The following is a 19,489-nucleotide window of genomic DNA, read 5'->3' as shown; positions in this document are numbered from 1 at the left end:
ATGAAAACGGCCTGGACTAGGCCAGGCCGCAATCATGTATCAAGCGTGTTACTGCAACGCGACAGTAATGTGCGGCAACAGTTACTTCAAAACAGCCAGGGCGGTTTCGTAGTTTGGCTCTTGGCCGATTTCGCTGACCAGTTCGCTGTGCAACACCTTGTCGTTCTCATCCAGCACCACCACGGCGCGAGCGGTCAGGCCTTTCAGCGGGCCTTCAGCGATGGCCACGCCGTAGTCAACGGCGAACGCTGCGCTGCGGAAATCCGACAGGTTTTTCACGTTTTCCAGGCCTTCGGCGCCGCAGAAGCGTGCTTGGGCGAACGGCAGGTCGGTAGAAATGCACAACACCACGGCGTTCTTCAGTTCATTCGCCTGGGCGTTGAATGTGCGTACCGAGGTGGCGCAGGTCGGGGTGTCGACGCTTGGGAAGATGTTGAGCACTTTGCGCTTGCCGGCAAACGTGGCCAGGGTGACTTCCGACAAGTCGCCGGCGGTCAGGGTGAACTCGGGCGCCTGGGTGCCGGTTTGCGGCAGTTCGCCTTCAACCTGGACTGGGTTACCACGAAGGGTGACTTGAGCCATGAACGGAATCCTTATGCTGGGTGTGATTAAACCAATTCGAGAGGCCGAAGTTAACCACAAACTGAGGTCGCTACCTACCGCCAGACACAAATTCTCATCGTGCGCCGGTGTGCTTTAATAATGCGCTTTTCGCCTGCCCGCTCAAGGAATACGTCGTTGATGAATCAGCCCGCCACCCAAGTTCTGGTCATTGGTTATGTCTGGCCGGAACCACGCTCGTCGGCCGCAGGCGGGCACATGATGCAGATTCTGCAGAGTTTTCTGGACCGCGGCTGGGCGATCACCTTCAGCAGCCCGGCGACGATTGGCGAGCACAAGGCCGACTTGCCGGCACTCGGTATCACTGAATGCGCGATTGAACTCAACAACAGCAGCTTCGACGATTTTATTCGCGAACTGGCCCCGGACATTGTGCTGTTCGACCGCTTCATGATGGAGGAACAGTTCGGCTGGCGGGTCGAACAGTGTTGCCCTGGCGCCCTGCGGGTGCTGGAAACCTCCGACCTGCAAAGCCTGCGCGACGCACGCCACCAGCGCCTCAAGGACCACCTCAAGGCCGCCCCGGACGCCGATGATTTCAACGCGCTGTTCAGCCCGGCACTGCAGCAGACGTTCCAGTTGATGGCCGACACTGACCTGGCCAAGCGCGAAATCGCGGCGATTTACCGCTGTGACATCAGCCTGATGATCTCGGACGTGGAAATTCGCCTGCTCACCGAGCACTTCAACGTACCTGCCGCCCTGCTCCACTGGTGCCCGCTGATGCTTGAGCCGCCTGCGCAGCCTTTGCGCGCTTTGAAGAACGTGCGCATTTTCTCAGCATCGGCAACTTCCGCCACGCGCCCAACTGGGATGCGGTGTTATGGATGAAAAACCGCCTGTGGCCGCTGATCCGTCAACAGTTGCCGGGCGCGCAGCTGCATATCTACGGCGCCTACACGCCGCCCAAAGCCACCGCGCTGCATAACCCGGCGCAAGGTTTTCACGTGATGAACTGGGCCGAAGACGCGCTGCAGGTGATGAGCGCCGCGCGTATTTGCCTGGCCCCGCTGCGCTTTGGCGCCGGCATCAAGGGCAAGCTGGTGGATGCAATGCTCTGCGGCACACCGAATATCACCACGCCGATCGGCGCCGAAGCCATGGGTGATGAGCAGCCGTGGCCAGGCGCAATCGAACACACTGCGCCGGCCCTCGCCGCCGCCGCCGTGGCGCTGTATCAAGACCGCGAGCGCTGGACCGAGGCGCAGCAACACGGGCGCCAGTTGCTGGCGCGGCGCTACGCCTACGCGGTGCATGGCCCGGCGCTGGTAGAATGCCTGGAGCGCTGCCGCAAGGACCTCGCCCGCCATCGCCTGCACAATTTCACCGGCAGCATGCTGCGCCATCACGCGCACAAGAGTACGCAGTACATGTCGCAGTGGATCGAGGCGAAAAACCGCACCGTCTAACCCCCGACGCTGGCGAGGTCGCGCGCAAGGGGGCATTATCCTGTGCAGAAACCACAATAAAGCGACGGCAGCATGACCCGAGCAGCGCGAATCACCGACCCTTCCTACGAGCTGATGGACGATCACAACGGCCTGTCGATCATCTATCGTCAACACGGTTTCCCGTGCCCGCTGGTGCGCTGGCATTTTCACAAGGAATACGAGCTGCACCTGATCGTCGCCAGCTCGGGCAAAGTGTTTATTGGCGACTATATCGGCAACTTCTACCCGGAAAGCCTGTTCCTGACCGGCCCCAACCTGCCCCACAACTGGATCAGCCAGGTGGGCGAAGACGAAGTGGTGCCCAAACGCGACATGCTGGTGAATTTCACCGATGAGGTGTTTGAGGGCGGCAGCCAGATTTTTACCGAACTAAAAACCTTGGCGCCGCTGTTGGAGCGCGCGCACTACGGCATCGAATTCCGCTGCAAAAAGACCATCGCGCAGGCCATCAGGTTGATGCAACGTATCGAGGACGCCAAAGGCATGGCGCGCTTGGGCCACTTTTTTATCTTGCTGGAAGTGTTGAGCGCGTGTGAGGACTACCAGTTGCTGTCGGGCGTGACCACGCCGCAATTGGCCGACGAACACAGCATCGACCGCACTAACCGCGCGGTGGACTATATTTTTGCGCATTACGCGCGCGAATTGCCGCTGGAGGAAGTCGCGGACTACCTGGGGATGAAGCCCACCTATTTCTCACGGGTGTTTAAACAAGCCACCGGGCGCACGTTTATCGAGTTTGTTAACCGGTTGCGCATCAGCAAGTCCTGCGAATTGCTCGCGGACGGCGACAAAGCGGTCACGGATGTGTGCTTTGAGTCAGGCTTCAACAACATCTCCAATTTCAACCGGCGCTTTCAGCAGCTCAAGGGCATGACGCCTTCCCATTACCGCCGTCTGGCCGTGCAGCGTTTGACCGAGCAGAATTTGGCCTAGTTGCACGCCCCAACGGCCCATTCATGCACGGCGCCCTGCCGCAAACATACTCTGGCGCGGCTCACACGCTGTAACAGCTCGAAGTGAACGCCCGCCCTCTCATGACCAATAACCCTACGGTTAAAAGATAAGTTTCCACGAAGCTTATCCGCGATCTACGCATTCGATAACGACTGCGTACACGTCAGCTGTCGCACCGCCCGGGAAAACGTCCTCATGAGAATCGAGCCATTACGCTACAGCCCGCTCCCCTCTTCAGCTACCCACCTTCAAGCTCAATCCGAAATAGCCTCTACTGATCATGCAAGGACTAAACGTAGCAGCCCGGTGGTGGGTCTGGGGACCACAAAAGCCGCAACAGCACTCATCAGAGCAGGCGATGCAGCCCTCTCCTCCCTGCATAGCGCTGTCTTGATGGATCAAGTCATTGCCGATCCCGCTGGAAGGAAGTCCCCGCTGCGGAGCCCTTTTATTTCCGATCTTCCTGCCGTCTCAACGTTCGGTAGAGCATGGGCTCAGCTCACCCATGCGATTCAAAGCGAACCTTTTGCAAGTTTCGCCAGTAAACACAACATTGATACGTCAACCCTCAAACTGAACACTCAGTCAGGATGGGTTATGGATTGTGTTGCACGCGGCAAGTTTGCCACGTTCAGCACATACGATACGGGTTATGAACAGGCCACTGCAGCGGTTAGCGCCGCCGCGCAAGCGTTCTCCTCGCAGCTTGGCCCGATCGAATATACCGGCGCAAACCGTGCCTCTGCCGAGGTAATAGGCAACTTCTACGGCGTACGCCCAGGCGGCATACAAGCGCAGATCCTGCGCTTGATCAGCGAACAGCAAGACCACCACACCTTCAACGCGCTGCGTGAGCCTGACTCCAAGGCACCCGAGTTTAACCGTCCGGCTTATTCGCACATCCGAGAACAACAACGCGAAGCGATAGAAAGTTTTGCCGGGGAAATCGCATTGAATCCCGAGCTTCTCTCCCCTGCGCAACACAAGCCTGCGCCGTTGGTTGAGGACGCTGATCGGGAACTGGCCAGAATGTGCAGCAGTGCCTTGTTAAGCCTCAGGCCCGAAATGGCGCGTTACGGCAAAGGCCCGCGCACCGGCTTTGCACTGTCTGAGATACCTGAACACTCAACCCTGGGGCAAACCCTGCGCAACACACAGCTACCGCCAGGCAAAGACGCGCAGATCAGCCTCGCCTGGATAACCCGGTTTTACGCCGAGCCGGGCAATAACGACACCTTGGTCGGCGTGCTCACACACGCCTCAACGCTCACTCGCAACGGCTTTCGCGCATTGAGCAAAGACACCCCGCCAACCAACGAACGTTCCCGCGCGGTCCAGCAACGGCAACGCGCCGCCATCCAGACGCTCGCAAACCCAAGCACAACTAAACCGGCGGAGGCTGCGCCGCCGACTGAAAAGCCCAGCCCTGTCCTCGACCCGATGGCCGCTATTGCACGCCGCCAGTTTGCCGGCGAGCCCAACGTGTACTCGGTGGTCGCGCGATTGCTCAGCGAGCGGATAAAGCAGGCCGCCCCGTCACTGGACGTCGACGTTAACCAAATCGCCATTGAAACACCCGACCCGGACAACCCTGGGAGCGTTAAGCGAACACAATTGATGACGCTTGCCTTGGGCTACCTGGCCGGCGCTGAGGCCCCGAACTTCACCAGCACCGCCAGGGCGTTTGACACTCGCCCTGATTTATTGGCCCGCACGGGCACCGCTGCCGACACCCCACTCGCTCTCGATTTGTCAGCCATAAGCGGTCTCATCGGTGCGTTGCCGTCCCGTCTGAACACAGCCTACGAGGCTGATTCGCGCGACTATTGGAGCAAACCGGCGTTCAGCAGTCCGACCAATGCCGACAGCGTCTTCAGCGGCAGCCGTCGTACGTTGATCAGTCATATGCTGCGCAGCAACCTGCAACTGGCGAGCCTGAAACAGCCCGGTTTGGATGACGAGCAACGTAAAACCGTGGACATGGTCGTGAGGCATCCCGAAGGATCGACGCGGCCCGCGCCACTTGACCCCAATTCATCGGGTGCCACCGTCTATTCCTTGGGCGGTTCTACGCCGAACATGGTGATTCATCGATACCTGGCACAATCAAACCGCGGCATCCTCTTGCTAGTGGAGCCCAGTGGAAAAATCAGCGCTTATGAGGCCTGGGATGACGTCGAAAAGGCAGGCCTTGTCCGGCGGGAACTCACCGGTAATATGTTCGACACCCAAGCCCAAACCCTCATCAAGCAGCATCAAGGCAACAGCCTGTTCAACCCGCCACTACCGATGGGTGCACAGAACCCGACGCCCGTAAAAACCAGGCTGCCCGACTGGATGAGTAATGCCGGCGAAGCCGAACGTTTTGTGATGCATGAGCTCAGCCAGGGGCTGGCAAGCTTCATACAACGTAACAAAGGCCGTGCGTACAACAGCGACATCAAAGACATCCATACGTTTGCGCAGCAGCAGTTCGACCTGCTGCCCGAAAACAAGAAACTGACGCAGCACGCAGCCGAGAAACTGGAGGTGGTCTTTAAAGTGGCTTACGGGACACTGGGCTCTGGCTTTATCGAGCGCCAAACCATGAGCCTGACTGACATGCTGCTCAATAACCTGTCGGGGCTGCCTAATGGTCAGATCGAGGTTTTTTTCAAGCCAGGGTTCAAAGATGAAAACGCTGCAGAAGTCAGAATCCGGGTGCCCGCACTTGAGAAAGAGGGCGTGCTCAAGCAACTGGTTACCGACCTCGACATCGGCAAAAACTACCCCGCGTTACTCAAGGAAAAACTACTCGACGACCCGGCCAAAATGGCCGAACGCCGATCGCTGTTTGTCCAGCAAGTGCCCATCGAGCTGCAGCTCAAAGCGCTGGAGCTTAGCATCACGGGAAAAGCCGGTTTCAACAACACGGGGTTCCGGTACATCCAGGAGATACTCACGCCGGGGCCAGGCCCCAAGACCGTAGACAGCAAGGAAATCGTCATCCGGCCATTGGCTTTCGATAATAAGCCCACTGGCAAAACCGATGTGGTTGAAGGCGCTTACCTGATCGAACCCAAAGACAGCACAACCGGCCCGCATATTTTGTATCGTCCGCTGATTGCCGATGCGCCGCTTCTGCAATTTGCTACTCGCGAGGCTCTGCTGGAAGCCATCCAGACGCCAGGCAAGCTACAAAAAGACACCCTGGCCTGGTTACCTGACGAAAATACGCGACAACTCTACAGCGGTAACGGTTTTAAACACTCTAACGTTGTGCTGTTCGGGCTCAACCTGGGGTCCGTTTCCCTCAACGAGACCGTCCCCTTGGCCGTGGACAGCCGCCTGCAGCAAACGCTGCAAGAGGGCAAACTGATGGAATACCTGTACGAGGCGAATGCCCACAGCTTGATCTCCCTGGCCGGACAACAATCGACATCCGACGCGCAAAGCCGGTGGGCGTCCCTCAAGACAGGAGGTTTCCTGCTACTCAATGCGCTGTTGCCAGTGCTGCGCGGCCCTGGCGCCGTGCTCGGCTTGCTGCTGCAGGCAGAGGGCATCATCAACGACTTGGAGGTTCTGGGCGATGAGCGTTCGACAAGCAAAGAGGCGGCGCTGGCAGATCTGTTGGTCAACGTTGCGACGTTGTTGATCCATTTCAAGGCGCGATCACTGCCTGAACCATCCACAACCCTCTCACCAAGGCCAGCAACCGGCGGCAGCCTATTGGTGGATGAGGTGGCAACGCCCACTCCAGCGTCCAATAACCGCATTGTCCTGGGAGGTCCTGCGGATATCAAACCGCTTGCCGGCGACGTTCAAGTCTTTGTGGACACCTACAACGGCAAGCAACGCCTCAATATCATGGGCCACGGTGAGAAACCCATAGGTGAGCAAGCTGCACACATCTTTGGAGAAGATGGCAAGCATTACGAGGCAGAAGACATTGACCAGGAATTGTTGGCGCGCGGCATAGACATCCGAGACTATAGCGATGTGCGGTTATTAGCCTGCTACTCCGGCAACGGCGGTGAACAGTCTCTCGCGGCGAAACTCAGTACACTCACAGGTGCGCGCGTAAAGGGTTTTGAGCAGGAAATCATTACAGACTACATGGGCGTTGGCGATGAAGATCCATTCAAGGTCTACGAAGACGCCTCGGCACGTTACCGCAAAAACTATGCAAACCTCAGTGACCCTGAGATCCACCGCATGGCTGAAGCAGAACTGAACCGCAAGCTTGCTGATCGGGATATCGAGTTCAATGTCTTCAAAGATAACGGCACGGAAGTCGAGCTCAATATCGGCAGTGATGACAAGCCGGTGATCTATAAAACCAGGGTCGATTATCAACCGCGGACCTTTGGAACACCGAAGATCAAGCCTGCGCCTATCAAGCCAGTTGAAGTACTGATGGGTTACTCGCATACCGCTGAAGACGCGCACTCGGTGCTGTCAACTCGCAGCCTCACAGATTGCTCCGCACTGGCGGTGCTGACTGACCTGAAGGACGGGGTTTATCAGAAACGCACATTAATGCACCTGACCGGCAGCAATCTGGAGTTCGGTTTATTTGACAATGACACTTATCAGCTACTGCAAACACTGAATGAGTCGCTTGCCGATGGCGGCAAGGTGATATTCGTCGGCGGTATCGACTCACAATCTGCGGTAGGCATGGGCGTTGTACTGGGGCAAGAGTACCAGGGGAAAAAACCGCTGCTGGCCCTCCTCAGAAAACCTGGTGTAGAGACTACGATCGCCAGTTCACTGGGGGTTGATATTAACCCGGATGGCACATTCACGTTAATTGAAGGCACGGGCAAAGGCGTGTTCAACACCGCGCAGATCCGGGATGTATTCGACTTCGCCGATTAATCCAGGCTCTCTGTCACCCGCAGAAGCCGGTTGGAACGGCTCCTGCGGTGTTAAACGCGGGCCCTGTACTTTCAGGTTTGTCGAGAAGGCACGCCTGCAATGCGCTGCCGCCCGAGTGCAAAAAAGTATCAGTGAAAGTGCGCCCAAGGATTTGTCATATGCTCATTTCAAGGCTGTAATCAACGCACACTCTTCCAGTTGCCTTGGGAGACACAACAACAATAACTGTCCTTCTGCAGCCCCTGGGCGCAGAAATGGAGTGCGCAATGAAGTTCACAGCAAAAGCTCTGCTTGCCTCTACGTGCATGACTGCATGCATGACCCTCAGCGCCGTCAGCTTTGGCGCGCAAACCCTGACCATTGCCACCGTCAACAACAGCGACATGATCCGCATGCAAAAGCTCTCGAAAACCTTCGAGGCCGAGCATCCCGAGATCAAGCTGAACTGGGTGGTGCTCGAAGAAAACGTGCTGCGCCAACGCCTGACCACTGACATCGCCACCCAGGGCGGGCAGTTCGACGTGTTGACCATCGGCATGTACGAAGCTGCACTGTGGGGCGCCAAGGGCTGGCTGGAGCCGATGAAGGACCTGCCGGCGTCCTACGACCTCGACGACGTGTTCCCTTCGGTGCGTGACGGCCTGTCGGTTAAAGGCTCGCTGTACGCCCTGCCGTTCTACGCCGAAAGCTCGATCACCTATTACCGCACCGACCTGTTCAAGGACGCCGGGCTGACCATGCCCGAACACCCGACCTGGACGCAGATCAGTGAGTACGCGGCAAAACTCACCGACAAAAGCAAAGAGCAGTACGGCCTGTGCCTGCGCGGCAAAGCCGGTTGGGGTGAGAACATGGCGCTGATCACTACCCTGGCCAACGGCTACGGTGCGCGCTGGTTCGACGAGAAGTGGCAACCGGAATTCAACGGTCCCGAGTGGAAAAACGCGTTGAATTTTTACGTCGACAACATGAAAAAATCCGGCCCGCCGGGTGCCTCCAGTAATGGTTTCAACGAAAACCTGGCGCTGTTCAACAGCGGCAAGTGCGCGATCTGGGTGGATGCCAGCGTGGCCGGCTCGTTCGTCACCGACAAAACCCAAAGCAAAGTGTCCGAGCATGTCGGCTTCACCTTTGCCCCGCACGAAACGACCGACAAGGGTACGTCGTGGCTGTACTCGTGGAGCCTGGCGATACCGACCAGTTCTAAAGCCAAGGACGCCGCCAAGGTGTTCAGCAGTTGGGCCACGTCCAAAGAATACAGCCAGCTTGTGGCCAAGACCGATGGCATCGCGAATGTGCCGCCGGGTACACGCAAGTCGACCTACAGCGATGAGTACATGAAGGCGGCGCCATTCGCCAAAGTGACCCTGGAATCGCTGAAAGTAGCGGACCCGACCAAACCTACCCTCAAGCCAGTGCCGTACATCGGTATCCAGTTGGTGACCATTCCCGAGTTCCAGGCGATTGGTACCCAGGTCGGCAAGTTCTTCTCGGGCGCGCTGACCGGTCAGCAAACGGTGGATCAAGCCTTGAGCGCCGCGCAGACCACCACCGAGCGTGAAATGAAGCGGGCGGGTTATCCCAAGTAATCCGCGCCTGCCACAGTCAAATGTGGGAGGGGGCTTGCCCCCTCCCACACTGACCGCGCTTCGATTCTCGTTCTGTATGTACCTGACTGGTCCTGATCACCATGAATACTTCCGCTGCCCAAGTGCAAACAACTGCCCCGGACACGCCGCGCAAAAACCGCCTGGCCAACCCCGGCTGGTTTCTCGTCACCCCTTCGGTCGCCATGCTGTTGCTGTGGATGATCGTGCCGCTGGGCATGACGCTGTACTTTTCGCTGATCCGCTACAACCTGCTCTACCCCGGCGAAAACGAATTTGTGGGGCTGGAAAACTTCACTTACTTCATCACCGACTCGGGCTTTTTGCCGGGCGCCACCAACACCCTGTTGCTGGTCGGCAGTGTGCTGTTGATCAGCGTGGTGTTCGGCGTGTTGATCAGCGCCCTGCTCGAAGCCAGTGAGTTTTTTGGCCGCGGCATAGTACGCGTGCTGTTGATTTCGCCGTTCTTCATCATGCCCACCGTCGGTGCGCTGATCTGGAAGAACCTGATTTTTCACCCGGTGTCGGGCGTGCTCGCGGCCGTGTGGAAGTTGTTCGGCGCGCAGCCGGTGGACTGGCTGGCGCACTACCCGTTGCTGTCGATCATCATCATTGTGTCGTGGCAGTGGCTGCCCTTCGCGATCCTGTTGCTGATGACCGCCATGCAGTCCCTCGACCAGGAACAGAAGGAAGCCGCGCGCCTGGACGGTGCTGGCGCCATCGCAATTTTCTGGCACCTGACCCTGCCCCACCTGGCGCGCCCGATTGCCGTGGTGGTGATGATCGAAACGATCTTTTTGCTCTCGGTGTTCGCCGAAATCTTCACCACCACCAATGGTGGCCCGGGCTACGCCTCGACCAACCTCGCGTACCTGATCTACAACCAGGCGCTGGTGCAGTTCGACGTGGGCATGGCCTCGGCCGGCGGCTTGATTGCCGTGGTTATCGCCAACATCGCGGCGATCATCCTGGTGCGGATGATCGGCAAAAACCTGACTGACAAGCCTTGAGGGCCGCGCCATGACGCTTCAACAATCTCGCCGCCTGCAAAGCCTGTTGCTGGGCACGCTGGCCTGGGCCATCGCGATCCTGATTTTTTTCCCGATCTTCTGGATGGTGCTGACCAGCTTCAAAACTGAAATCGATGCGTTCGCCACGCCGCCGCAGTTTATCTTCACGCCGACGCTGGAGAACTACCTGCACATCAACGAACGCAGCAATTACTTCAGCTACGCCTGGAACTCGGTGCTGATTTCGTTCAGCGCCACCGCCCTGTGCCTGCTGATTTCGGTGCCGGCCGCCTACTCCATGGCGTTCTACGAAACCAAACGCACCAAGGGCACGCTGCTGTGGATGCTCTCCACCAAAATGCTGCCGCCGGTGGGCGTGCTGATGCCGATCTACTTGCTCGCCAAAAGCATGGGGCTGCTCGATACGCGCATCGCGCTGATCATCATCTACACGCTGATCAACCTGCCGATTGTGGTGTGGATGGTTTACACCTACTTCAAGGACATCCCTAAAGACATCCTCGAAGCCGCCCGCCTGGATGGCGCCACGCTGTGGCAGGAAATGGTCCGCGTGCTGCTGCCCATCGCCAAGGGTGGCCTGGCGTCCACGGTGTTGCTGTCGCTGATCCTGTGTTGGAACGAGGCGTTTTGGTCGCTCAACCTGACCTCCTCGAATGCGGCGCCGCTGACTGCGCTGATCGCCTCCTACTCCAGCCCCGAAGGCTTGTTTTGGGCCAAATTGTCTGCCGTGTCGACCCTGGCCTGTGCGCCGATCCTGATTTTTGGCTGGATCAGCCAGAAACAACTGGTGCGCGGTTTGTCGTTCGGCGCGGTGAAGTAACGGCTTCTCTCTAACAAAAACGCATTTAGACGTGGAGGCCCATCCCATGGCCAACCTGAAAATCAAGAACCTGCAAAAAGGCTTCGAAGGCTTTTCGATCATCAAGGGCATCGACCTGGAAGTGAACGACAAAGAATTCGTGGTCTTCGTCGGCCCGTCGGGCTGCGGTAAATCGACCCTGTTGCGCCTGATCGCCGGCCTGGAAGAAGTCAGCGAAGGCACCATCGAACTCGATGGCCGCGACATCACCGAAGTCACCCCGGCCAAACGCGATTTGGCATGGTGTTCCAGACCTACGCCCTGTACCCGCACATGAGCGTGCGCAAGAACATGTCGTTTGCCCTGGATTTGGCCGGCGTCGACAAAAAAGTTGTCGAGAGCAAAGTCAACGAAGCCGCGCGCATCCTTGAGCTTGGCCCGTTGCTGGAGCGCAAACCCAAGCAGCTCTCGGGCGGCCAGCGCCAGCGCGTGGCCATTGGCCGGGCGATTGTGCGTAACCCGAAGATCTTCCTGTTCGATGAGCCGCTGTCCAACCTCGACGCCGCGCTGCGCGTGCAGATGCGCCTGGAGCTGTCGCGCCTGCACAAAGAACTGCAAGCCACGATGATCTACGTGACCCACGACCAGGTTGAAGCCATGACCCTGGCCGACAAAGTAGTGGTACTCAACAGCGGCCGCGTGGAACAAGTCGGCTCACCGCTGGAGCTGTACCACCAGCCGGCCAACCTGTTTGTGGCGGGCTTTTTGGGCACGCCGAAAATGGGCTTTCTCAAAGGCAAGGTCACACGAGTCGATGCCCAAGGCTGCGAACTCGAACTGGACGCCGGCGGCCGCATCAGCCTGCCGCTGAGCAGCGCTACCTTGAGTGTCGGCAGCCCGGTCACCCTCGGCATTCGCCCGGAACACCTGGAAATCGCCACGCCCGGCCAAGCCACGCTGACCGTCACCGCCGATGTCGGCGAGCGCTTGGGCAGTGACACGTTCTGCCACGTCATCACCGCGAGCAAAGAGCCGTTGACGCTGCGCATTCGTGGCGACATGGCCAGCCAATATGGCGAAACACTGCAGTTGTACCTGGACCCGACCCAATGCCACCTGTTCGACGCTGAAGGCGTCGCCGTGGCCCGCCCATTGCGCGCTGCCGCCTGAGTATTTACCGATGAAATTGAACACACAGACCCTCACCCAACTGGCGCCCGAAGTCCAACTGCCCACCTATTCAATCGCCAGCACCTCCCAAGGCATCGCGCATATCGGCGTCGGCGGTTTTCACCGCGCGCACCAGGCGTATTACACCGATGCGCTGATGAACTTGGGCGTTGGCCTCGATTGGAGCATTTGCGGCGTCGGCCTGCGCAGCGAAGACCGCAAGGCCCGCGATGACCTCGCCAGCCAGGATTACCTGTTCACCCTGTACGAGCTGGGTGACACCGACGACACCGAAGTGCGCGTGATCGGCGCCCTCAGCGACATGCTGCTGGCCGAGGACAGCGCGCAGGCGCTGATCGACAAACTCGCCGATCCGCAGATTCGGATTGTCTCGCTGACCATCACCGAGGGCGGTTACTGCATCGACGACAGCAACGGCGAGTTCATGGCCCACCTGCCGCAAATCCAGCATGACTTGGCGAACCCGCAGGCGCCGAGAACCGTGTTCGGTTTTATCTGCGCCGCACTGACCCAACGCCGTGCGGCCGGCACCCCGGCGTTTACCGTGATGTCCTGCGATAACCTGCCGCACAACGGCGCCGTCACGCGCAAGGCGCTGCTGGCCTTCGCCGCCCTGCACAACGCCGAGTTGCATGACTGGATCAAGGCCAACGTGAGCTTCCCGAACGCCATGGTCGACCGCATCACGCCGATGACCAGCAACGCCCACCGCCTGCAACTGCACGACGAACACGGCATCGACGACGCCTGGCCGGTGGTCTGCGAACCCTTTGTGCAGTGGGTGCTGGAAGACAAATTCGTCAACGGTCGCCCGGCCTGGGAAAAGGTCGGCGTGCAGTTCACCGATGACGTCACGCCCTACGAAGAGATGAAAATCGGCTTGCTCAATGGCAGCCACCTAGCCCTCACCTACCTGGGGTTTCTCAAGGGCTACCGGTTTGTGCACGAGACCATGAACGACCCGGTGTTTGTGGCGTATATGCGCGCCTACATGGACCTGGACGTGACCCCGCACCTGGCACCGGTGCCAGGCATCGACCTCACGGACTATAAGCAAACCCTGGTGGAGCGTTTTTCCAACCAGGCGATTGCCGACCAGTTGGAGCGCGTGTGCTCGGACGGCTCGTCGAAGTTTCCCAAGTTCACCGTACCGACCATCAACCGCTTGATCGCCGATGGGCGCGAGACCGAGCGTGCAGCGTTGGTGGTGGCGGCGTGGGCGTTGTACCTCAAGGGTGTCGACGAGAACGGCGTGGCCTACAGCATCCCGGACCCGCGCGCCGGGTTCTGCCAGGGCTTGGTGAGTGATGATGCGCTGATCAGTAAACGCCTGTTGGGCGTGGAGGAGATTTTTGGTAAAGCTATTCCCAACTCGCCTGAGTTTGTGGCAGCGTTCGAGCGGTGTTTTGTCAGCTTGCGTGACCACGGCGTGACCCACACCCTGAACACCCTGTTGAAGCAAGCGGCGTAACAATGTGGGAGGGGGCTTGCTCCCGATAGCGCTGTGTCAGCCACCTGATTGATAACTGATGCACCGAAATCGGGAGCAAGCCCCCTCCCACAGTCGACCGGGCTAACCGCCCAATAATAATACTGCTGAGCAAATCATCATGACCCGGCAAAACCTGTTTCTCGGCATCGACTGCGGCACGCAAGGCACCAAGGCCGTCGTCCTCGATGCCACCAGCGGCAAGGTGCTGGGCCTCGGCGCTGCCAGCCATACGCTGATCAGCGGCGCCAATGGCCGGCGCGAACAACACACCCAGGAATGGCTGGACGCCTTCACCGAAGCCACTCATCGCGCCTTGCAAGACGCTGGCGTCGATGGCCAGGACATCCTCGGTATCGGCGTCTCCGGCCAGCAACACGGCCTGGTGCTGTTGGACGACCAAGGCCAGGTACTGCGCCCGGCCAAGCTGTGGTGCGACACCGAAACCGCCGACGAAAACCAGCGCCTGCTGGATTACCTTGGCGGCGAGAGCGGTTCGCTTGCGCGCCTCGGCGTGGCGATTGCACCGGGTTATACCGTGTCCAAGCTGCTCTGGACACGCGAGCAGCACCCGCAGATCTTCGCGCGCATCGCGCATATCCTGCTGCCCCACGACTACCTGAATTACTGGCTGACCGGGCGCGCCGTCGCCGAATACGGCGATGCCTCAGGCACCGGTTATTTCAACGTGCGCAGCCGCGAATGGGACGTCGCGCTGCTCAATCACATCGACCCCAGCGGCCGCCTGGAAGCGGCGTTGCCGCCGCTGATCGACGCCCACCAAAGCGTCGGCACGCTGCTGCCGGCCATCGCCGAGCGCTTGGGCATCAACCCCAACGTCGTTGTCGCAAGCGGTGGCGGCGACAATATGATGGGCGCCATCGGCACCGGCAATATCGCCCCCGGCGTGATCACCATGAGCCTCGGCTCATCCGGCACCGTGTATGCCTTTGCCGAGCAGCCGAATGTCAGCCCGCAAGCGTCGGTCGCGACCTTCTGTTCGTCCAGCGGCGGTTGGCTGCCGTTGATCTGCACGATGAACCTGACCAACGCCACCTCGCTGATTCGCGAGCTGTTCGATCTCGACCTGGCGGCGTTCAACGCCCTCGTCGCGCAAGCGCCGATAGGTGCCGACGGCGTGAGCCTGTTGCCGTTCTTCAACGGCGAACGTGTGCCCGCCCTGCCCCACGCCACCGGCAGCCTGCACGGCTTGACCATGACCAACCTGACCCGCGCCAACCTGTGCCGCGCGGCGTCGAGGGCACCACCTTCGGCCTGCGTTATGGCCTCGACCTGCTGCGTCAGACCGGCCTGCAAAGCCTGCGTATCCGGCTGATCGGCGGCGGCTCGAAAAGCCCGGTGTGGCGGCAGATGGTTGCCGACATCATGAACACCGAAGTGGTCTGCACCGAACAAAGCGAAGCCGCCGCCCTGGGCGCGGCAATTCAGGCGGCGTGGAGCCAGTCCGGCGAGTCGCTGGCCAGCCTCTGCGACAAATGCGTGAGCGTCGACCCGGCCAGCCGTACACTGCCGGTGGCCGCCAGCGTAAGCGCCTATCAACAGGCCTACGCACGCTATCAACAACTCGTGGCAACCCTTTAAGAGCGAACGACTATGTATTTGGTGTGTGGCGAAGCGCTGTTCGATTTTTTCAGCGAGGAGGACGCCAGCGGGCAGGCGTCCAAGGTCAATTACAAGGCGATTGCCGGCGGTTCACCGTTTAACGTAGCGGTGGGTTTGCGCCGCCTGGGCATTGAGGCCGGGCTGTTCGGCGGGGTGTCCAACGACTTCCTCGGCCAACGCTTGCAGCAAGTGCTGAAGGACGAAGGCGTCAGCCCGCAATTTCTGGTGGAATTCGCGGCGCCGACCACGCTGGCAATGGTCGCCGTGGGCGCCGATGGCTCACCGCGCTATAGCTTTCGCGGCGAAGGCTGCGCCGACCGCCAACTGCAAGTCGCGCACTTGCCGGCCTTGGGCGATGAGATTCGCGGGCTGCACATTGGCTCGTTTTCGCTGGTGGTACAGCCCATCGGCGACACGTTGCTGAGCCTGGTTCGGCGCGAAAGCGGCAAGCGCCTGATCAGCCTCGACCCTAACGTGCGGCTCAACCCGCAACCGGATATTCAACTGTGGCGAGACCGCGTGGCCGAGCTGGTCAAGCATGCCGACCTGATCAAAGTCAGCGATGAAGACTTGCACCTGCTCTACCCCGATCAGTCGCCCGAAAGCGTGCTGCAAGGCTGGCTGCAGCACCGTTGCCAACTGGTGTTCCTCACCCGTGGCGGCGACGGCGCGACGGTATTCAGTCGCCAGCACGGCAGTTGGTCGCAACCGGCGGTCGCGGTGGTGATGGCCGACACGGTCGGCGCCGGCGACACCTTCCAGGCCGCGCTGATTGCCTGGCTGACCGAACACCAACTGGATTCCGTTGACGGCCTGCAACAGCTCACGCGTGCGCAGATCGACGCCATGCTCGGCTTCGCCATCCGCGCCGCCGCCCTCACCTGCGGCAAAACCGGGCCAGACCTGCCGTATCGTCAGCAAGTGGGCTGAACGCGCGTTTATGAAGGTTTTGTCAGCCAGGTCAAGATTAATCCACGGTTAATCCCGCCAGTCGACAGTGAAGTTGACCGCACTCACCGCCCAAGGGCACGTGCGGCCGCCAGCGCATCGTGTTGATGCGCAGGCGAGACTTGCGGAGACCTGCCATGAAACTGCGTACCTTACTTTTTAGCAGCACATTCGCCCTGGCGGCGCTATCGGGCCTGGCCCATGCGGACACCCAAGCGCCTGTGACGAAGCCGGTGCCGTATCAATACGGCATGCCTTTAAACATCGACAAGGTGATCGCCATGCACGAGACCGACACCCCTGTGTGCAAGGTCATCAATGCCGACATCAAGTTCGTCGACAAAGCCGGCAAGGTTGAAGATGTGGGCTATCGGAAGATGTCCGACGCCTGCGATTTCCAGAACTGAGGCAATCCCCGAACTAAGGCAATCAACGGAAGGCGACAAGCCCCTGTGCAAACGCGTAGTCTTGCAGGCTTGTCATAAGGCCGAAAGGATTCGCCATGTCGCTGAGTTTTCGTAACCTCGCCACCTTCACCGCCTTTCTTTGCTTCGCCCTCGCGCTGCTCTGGGGATTACGCCCGGGCCTGCTGTTGTGGCTGTGGAGTGTCGAATACTCAAGCGCCGCCGAGCTGTTGGCGCGCCGTAATGCCGCGCTGTTCCTGGCCATCGGCATCATGTTTTATCGCGCTCGCCACGCGCCCCGCTCCGACACGCGCAGTGCCTTGACCAGCGGGTTTACTACCGGCTGCTTTGCACTGGCTGTGCTGGGGTTCAGTGAGTGGCTCAATGGCAACGCCGGCCCTGGAATCCTGCTGGCGGTGGCAACCGAACTGATACTGGGCCTGGCGTTTGTCCAGGCCCACAGGTTGTCGACGACTCAAGTGCACACCGACAACCGCGCGTAATCAGTGATAACCGCGCGCGCCCATTCTTTGCACAGTGGGTGCTGCGCTGTGCTTGAGGTCTTCGCGCAAACCGGCGATCAGGTTGCAAATAGCGCGGCTGCTGTCGAGTTTGTCGGCGTTTATACCTTTGACTTCCAAATCGACTCGGTCACGGTCACGGTCGTCATACACCTTGATCGTCAGCGAAGCATCTTCGGCCTTGGTGCATTCGCACCGTTTGGGCAGGAAACTTCCTTCAATAATGCTGCGAAGTTCTAATTCCGAAAGCATGGCCAACCTCTCCTTTTATGAGACTGCCAACAGATTAATTATGTGCGGCAGGCGTCTGCCTGCCACGTCTTGCCGACCCTGGAAGACGCTTACCTTGATCAGCGTACTCGGCAAAATCCACTCTCGTTGTAACTTTTCTTCATAAGCAACAGGCCGCGTTATATAACGTTAGCGCAGGTTTTTCTGCGATGTTTAGATCATCTTCGAACTGCTGTGATTAAACGTTTAACGTTGAGGGTTTTATTAAACGCAATGTCATGCGGCGATTGTTTCTGCAACATGTAGCAAACTATCCGGATACTCGCTGCTGTGGCATTTTTGGCGCCGCTGCGCAGCCCAACGGGAGCAATCCCTTTCGCCACAGGCAGCCATTGGGTGGGAGGGGGTTTACCATGAGCATACGAAACGTATACGATTTGTATATCCACCTATCACAGTGAAGCGCATGGGCATCGTCAAAATCACCGATCAACTGCATGAACAACTGCGCTTGGCCAGCGCCGCCATGGACCGTTCCATCAACGCTCAGGCCGAGTTCTGGATCAAGATCGGCCTGCTCGCCGAGCTCAACCCGCACCTGCCGTACAACGAGCTGATCAACAAGTTGTTGCTCGACAAGCCCGACCTGATCCGGGGGCGCGCTTGATGATCAAGACCCCCGCACAACTGGCCGTGATGCGTGAATCCGGGCGCCTGCTCGCGCAAGTCTTCAACATGCTCGACGGCTTTGTCGCCGCTGGCCGCTCGACCCTGGAGCTGGACAGCGCGGTTGAAGCGTTCATCCGTAACGACCTGAAAGCGCGCCCGGCCAGCCTTGGGCAATACGATTACCCCTTTTGCATCAACACCTCGATCAACCAAGTGGTGTGCCATGGCATGCCCAGCGCCAAGGACGTGCTCAAGGACGGCGACATCATCAATATCGACATCACCCTGGAAAAGGGCGGCTTCATCGCCGATTCGAGCAAGATGTACATGATCGGCAAGGTGGCGCCCAACGCACAGCGGCTGGTAGAAAAAACCTTCGAGGCGATGTGGGCGGGCATTCGCCAGGTCAAGCCCGGCGCGCGCTTGGGCGATATTGGCCATGCGATCCAGAGCCATGCGCACGCCAACGGCTACAGCGTGGTGCGTGAGTATTGCGGCCACGGTATTGGCCGCGAGATGCACGAAGAGCCGCAGGTGCTGCACTTCGGCCGCCCCGGCACCGGGCTGGTATTGCGCGAAGGCATGGTGTTCACCATCGAGCCGATGCTCAACCAGGGCAGCTCAAAAGTGCGCAGCCTGAAGGATGGCTGGACGGTGGTGACCCAGGACAACAGCTTGTCGGCGCAGTGGGAGCACACCGTGGCGGTGACGGCGGATGGGTTTGAAGTGCTGACCCTGCAGGCTGGCGCCGCCCTTTAGATCAAAATCACATGCCGAACTCGGTCAAACTGTGGGAGGGGGCTTGCTCCCGATGGCGGTGGGTCAGTCAATTCATGTATCAACTGTAAAACTGCTATCGGGAGCAAGCCCCCTCCCACAAAAAGCAAAAAAAGCAGACACTCTGCCGATGTATGCAAAACTGCTTTTGTTCTGCATTCAACCTAATCAGCTCGGCTTTCGGGCCGCCGTGCTCTTGCTTTGATCTTGTGATCTTGATCTGAGAAGCACCCCGTTAAACCACGATGGCGCACGCAGGCTTGAATCCGTGGGTAACCCGGCAGGAAACCGATATAAGCCATCACCCAAA

The 19,489-nt window shown here is 59.2% G+C and carries 13 protein-coding genes and 3 pseudogenes; 14 read left to right on the top strand and 2 right to left on the bottom strand.

The window, feature by feature from the left end; all coding sequences use genetic code 11:
- Positions 1–81: 81 nt before the first annotated feature.
- The gene (gene tpx / locus F0169_RS12540; protein ID WP_152746701.1) at positions 82–582 is read right to left on the bottom strand and encodes a thiol peroxidase; all 501 of its coding nucleotides are present in this window, start codon (positions 580–582) and stop codon (positions 82–84) included.
- A 159-nt stretch (positions 583–741) separates the two neighbouring features.
- Here tpx and F0169_RS12535 point away from each other — a divergent pair.
- From F0169_RS12535 to F0169_RS12480, 12 genes and pseudogenes are all read left to right on the top strand, one after another.
- Positions 742–2,030: pseudogene (locus F0169_RS12535) on the top strand (glycosyltransferase).
- A gap of 72 nt (positions 2,031–2,102) precedes the next feature.
- Positions 2,103–3,008: an AraC family transcriptional regulator gene (locus F0169_RS12530; protein ID WP_058413340.1), complete on the top strand. Its 906-nt coding sequence runs from the start codon at positions 2,103–2,105 to the stop codon at positions 3,006–3,008.
- Between the two features lie 414 nt (positions 3,009–3,422).
- Positions 3,423–7,889, top strand: coding sequence for a dermonecrotic toxin domain-containing protein (locus tag F0169_RS12525; RefSeq protein ID WP_152746700.1), 4,467 nt, complete (start codon positions 3,423–3,425; stop codon positions 7,887–7,889).
- 266 nt (positions 7,890–8,155) lie between these two features.
- Positions 8,156–9,478, top strand: a complete 1,323-nt coding sequence (locus F0169_RS12520) for an ABC transporter substrate-binding protein (RefSeq protein WP_058413341.1) — start codon at positions 8,156–8,158, stop codon at positions 9,476–9,478.
- Positions 9,479–9,579: 101 nt separating this feature from the next.
- Positions 9,580–10,506 (top strand): carbohydrate ABC transporter permease, encoded by a 927-nt coding sequence (locus tag F0169_RS12515; protein ID WP_152746699.1) that lies wholly within the window; start codon positions 9,580–9,582, stop codon positions 10,504–10,506.
- A 10-nt stretch (positions 10,507–10,516) separates the two neighbouring features.
- Complete coding sequence (locus tag F0169_RS12510; protein WP_058413343.1) at positions 10,517–11,347, top strand: carbohydrate ABC transporter permease; 831 nt, start codon at positions 10,517–10,519, stop codon at positions 11,345–11,347.
- Between the two features lie 46 nt (positions 11,348–11,393).
- Positions 11,394–12,496: pseudogene (locus F0169_RS28055) on the top strand (ABC transporter ATP-binding protein).
- A gap of 10 nt (positions 12,497–12,506) precedes the next feature.
- Positions 12,507–13,988, top strand: coding sequence for a mannitol dehydrogenase family protein (locus tag F0169_RS12500; RefSeq protein WP_152746698.1), 1,482 nt, complete (start codon positions 12,507–12,509; stop codon positions 13,986–13,988).
- 139 nt (positions 13,989–14,127) lie between these two features.
- Positions 14,128–15,608: pseudogene (gene xylB / locus F0169_RS12495) on the top strand (xylulokinase).
- Positions 15,609–15,620: 12 nt separating this feature from the next.
- Positions 15,621–16,559: a carbohydrate kinase family protein gene (locus F0169_RS12490; protein ID WP_152746697.1), complete on the top strand. Its 939-nt coding sequence runs from the start codon at positions 15,621–15,623 to the stop codon at positions 16,557–16,559.
- A gap of 155 nt (positions 16,560–16,714) precedes the next feature.
- Complete coding sequence (locus F0169_RS12485) at positions 16,715–16,984, top strand: DUF2790 domain-containing protein (protein ID WP_058413348.1); 270 nt, start codon at positions 16,715–16,717, stop codon at positions 16,982–16,984.
- Positions 16,985–17,079: 95 nt separating this feature from the next.
- A complete protein-coding gene (locus F0169_RS12480; protein ID WP_152746696.1) occupies positions 17,080–17,484 on the top strand; it encodes a hypothetical protein in 405 nt (134 codons plus the stop codon).
- On the opposite strand, the gene F0169_RS12475 is transcribed toward F0169_RS12480, so the two are convergent.
- Complete coding sequence (locus F0169_RS12475; protein WP_058413350.1) at positions 17,485–17,754, bottom strand: DUF1652 domain-containing protein; 270 nt, start codon at positions 17,752–17,754, stop codon at positions 17,485–17,487.
- 445 nt (positions 17,755–18,199) lie between these two features.
- Between F0169_RS12475 and F0169_RS12470 the strand changes: the two genes are divergently transcribed.
- Positions 18,200–18,400 (top strand): ParD-like family protein, encoded by a 201-nt coding sequence (locus tag F0169_RS12470; RefSeq protein ID WP_058413351.1) that lies wholly within the window; start codon positions 18,200–18,202, stop codon positions 18,398–18,400.
- Positions 18,400–19,161, top strand: a complete 762-nt coding sequence (gene map / locus F0169_RS12465; protein ID WP_152746695.1) for a type I methionyl aminopeptidase — start codon at positions 18,400–18,402, stop codon at positions 19,159–19,161. The genes F0169_RS12470 and map overlap by 1 nt, the downstream gene beginning before the upstream one ends.
- Positions 19,162–19,489: the final 328 nt, after the last annotated feature.

The organism is Pseudomonas kitaguniensis, from assembly GCF_009296165.1.
In the GTDB taxonomy this organism is placed as follows: Bacteria; Pseudomonadota; Gammaproteobacteria; order Pseudomonadales; family Pseudomonadaceae; genus Aquipseudomonas; species Aquipseudomonas kitaguniensis.
This window is presented reverse-complemented; position numbering and strand designations above follow the sequence as displayed.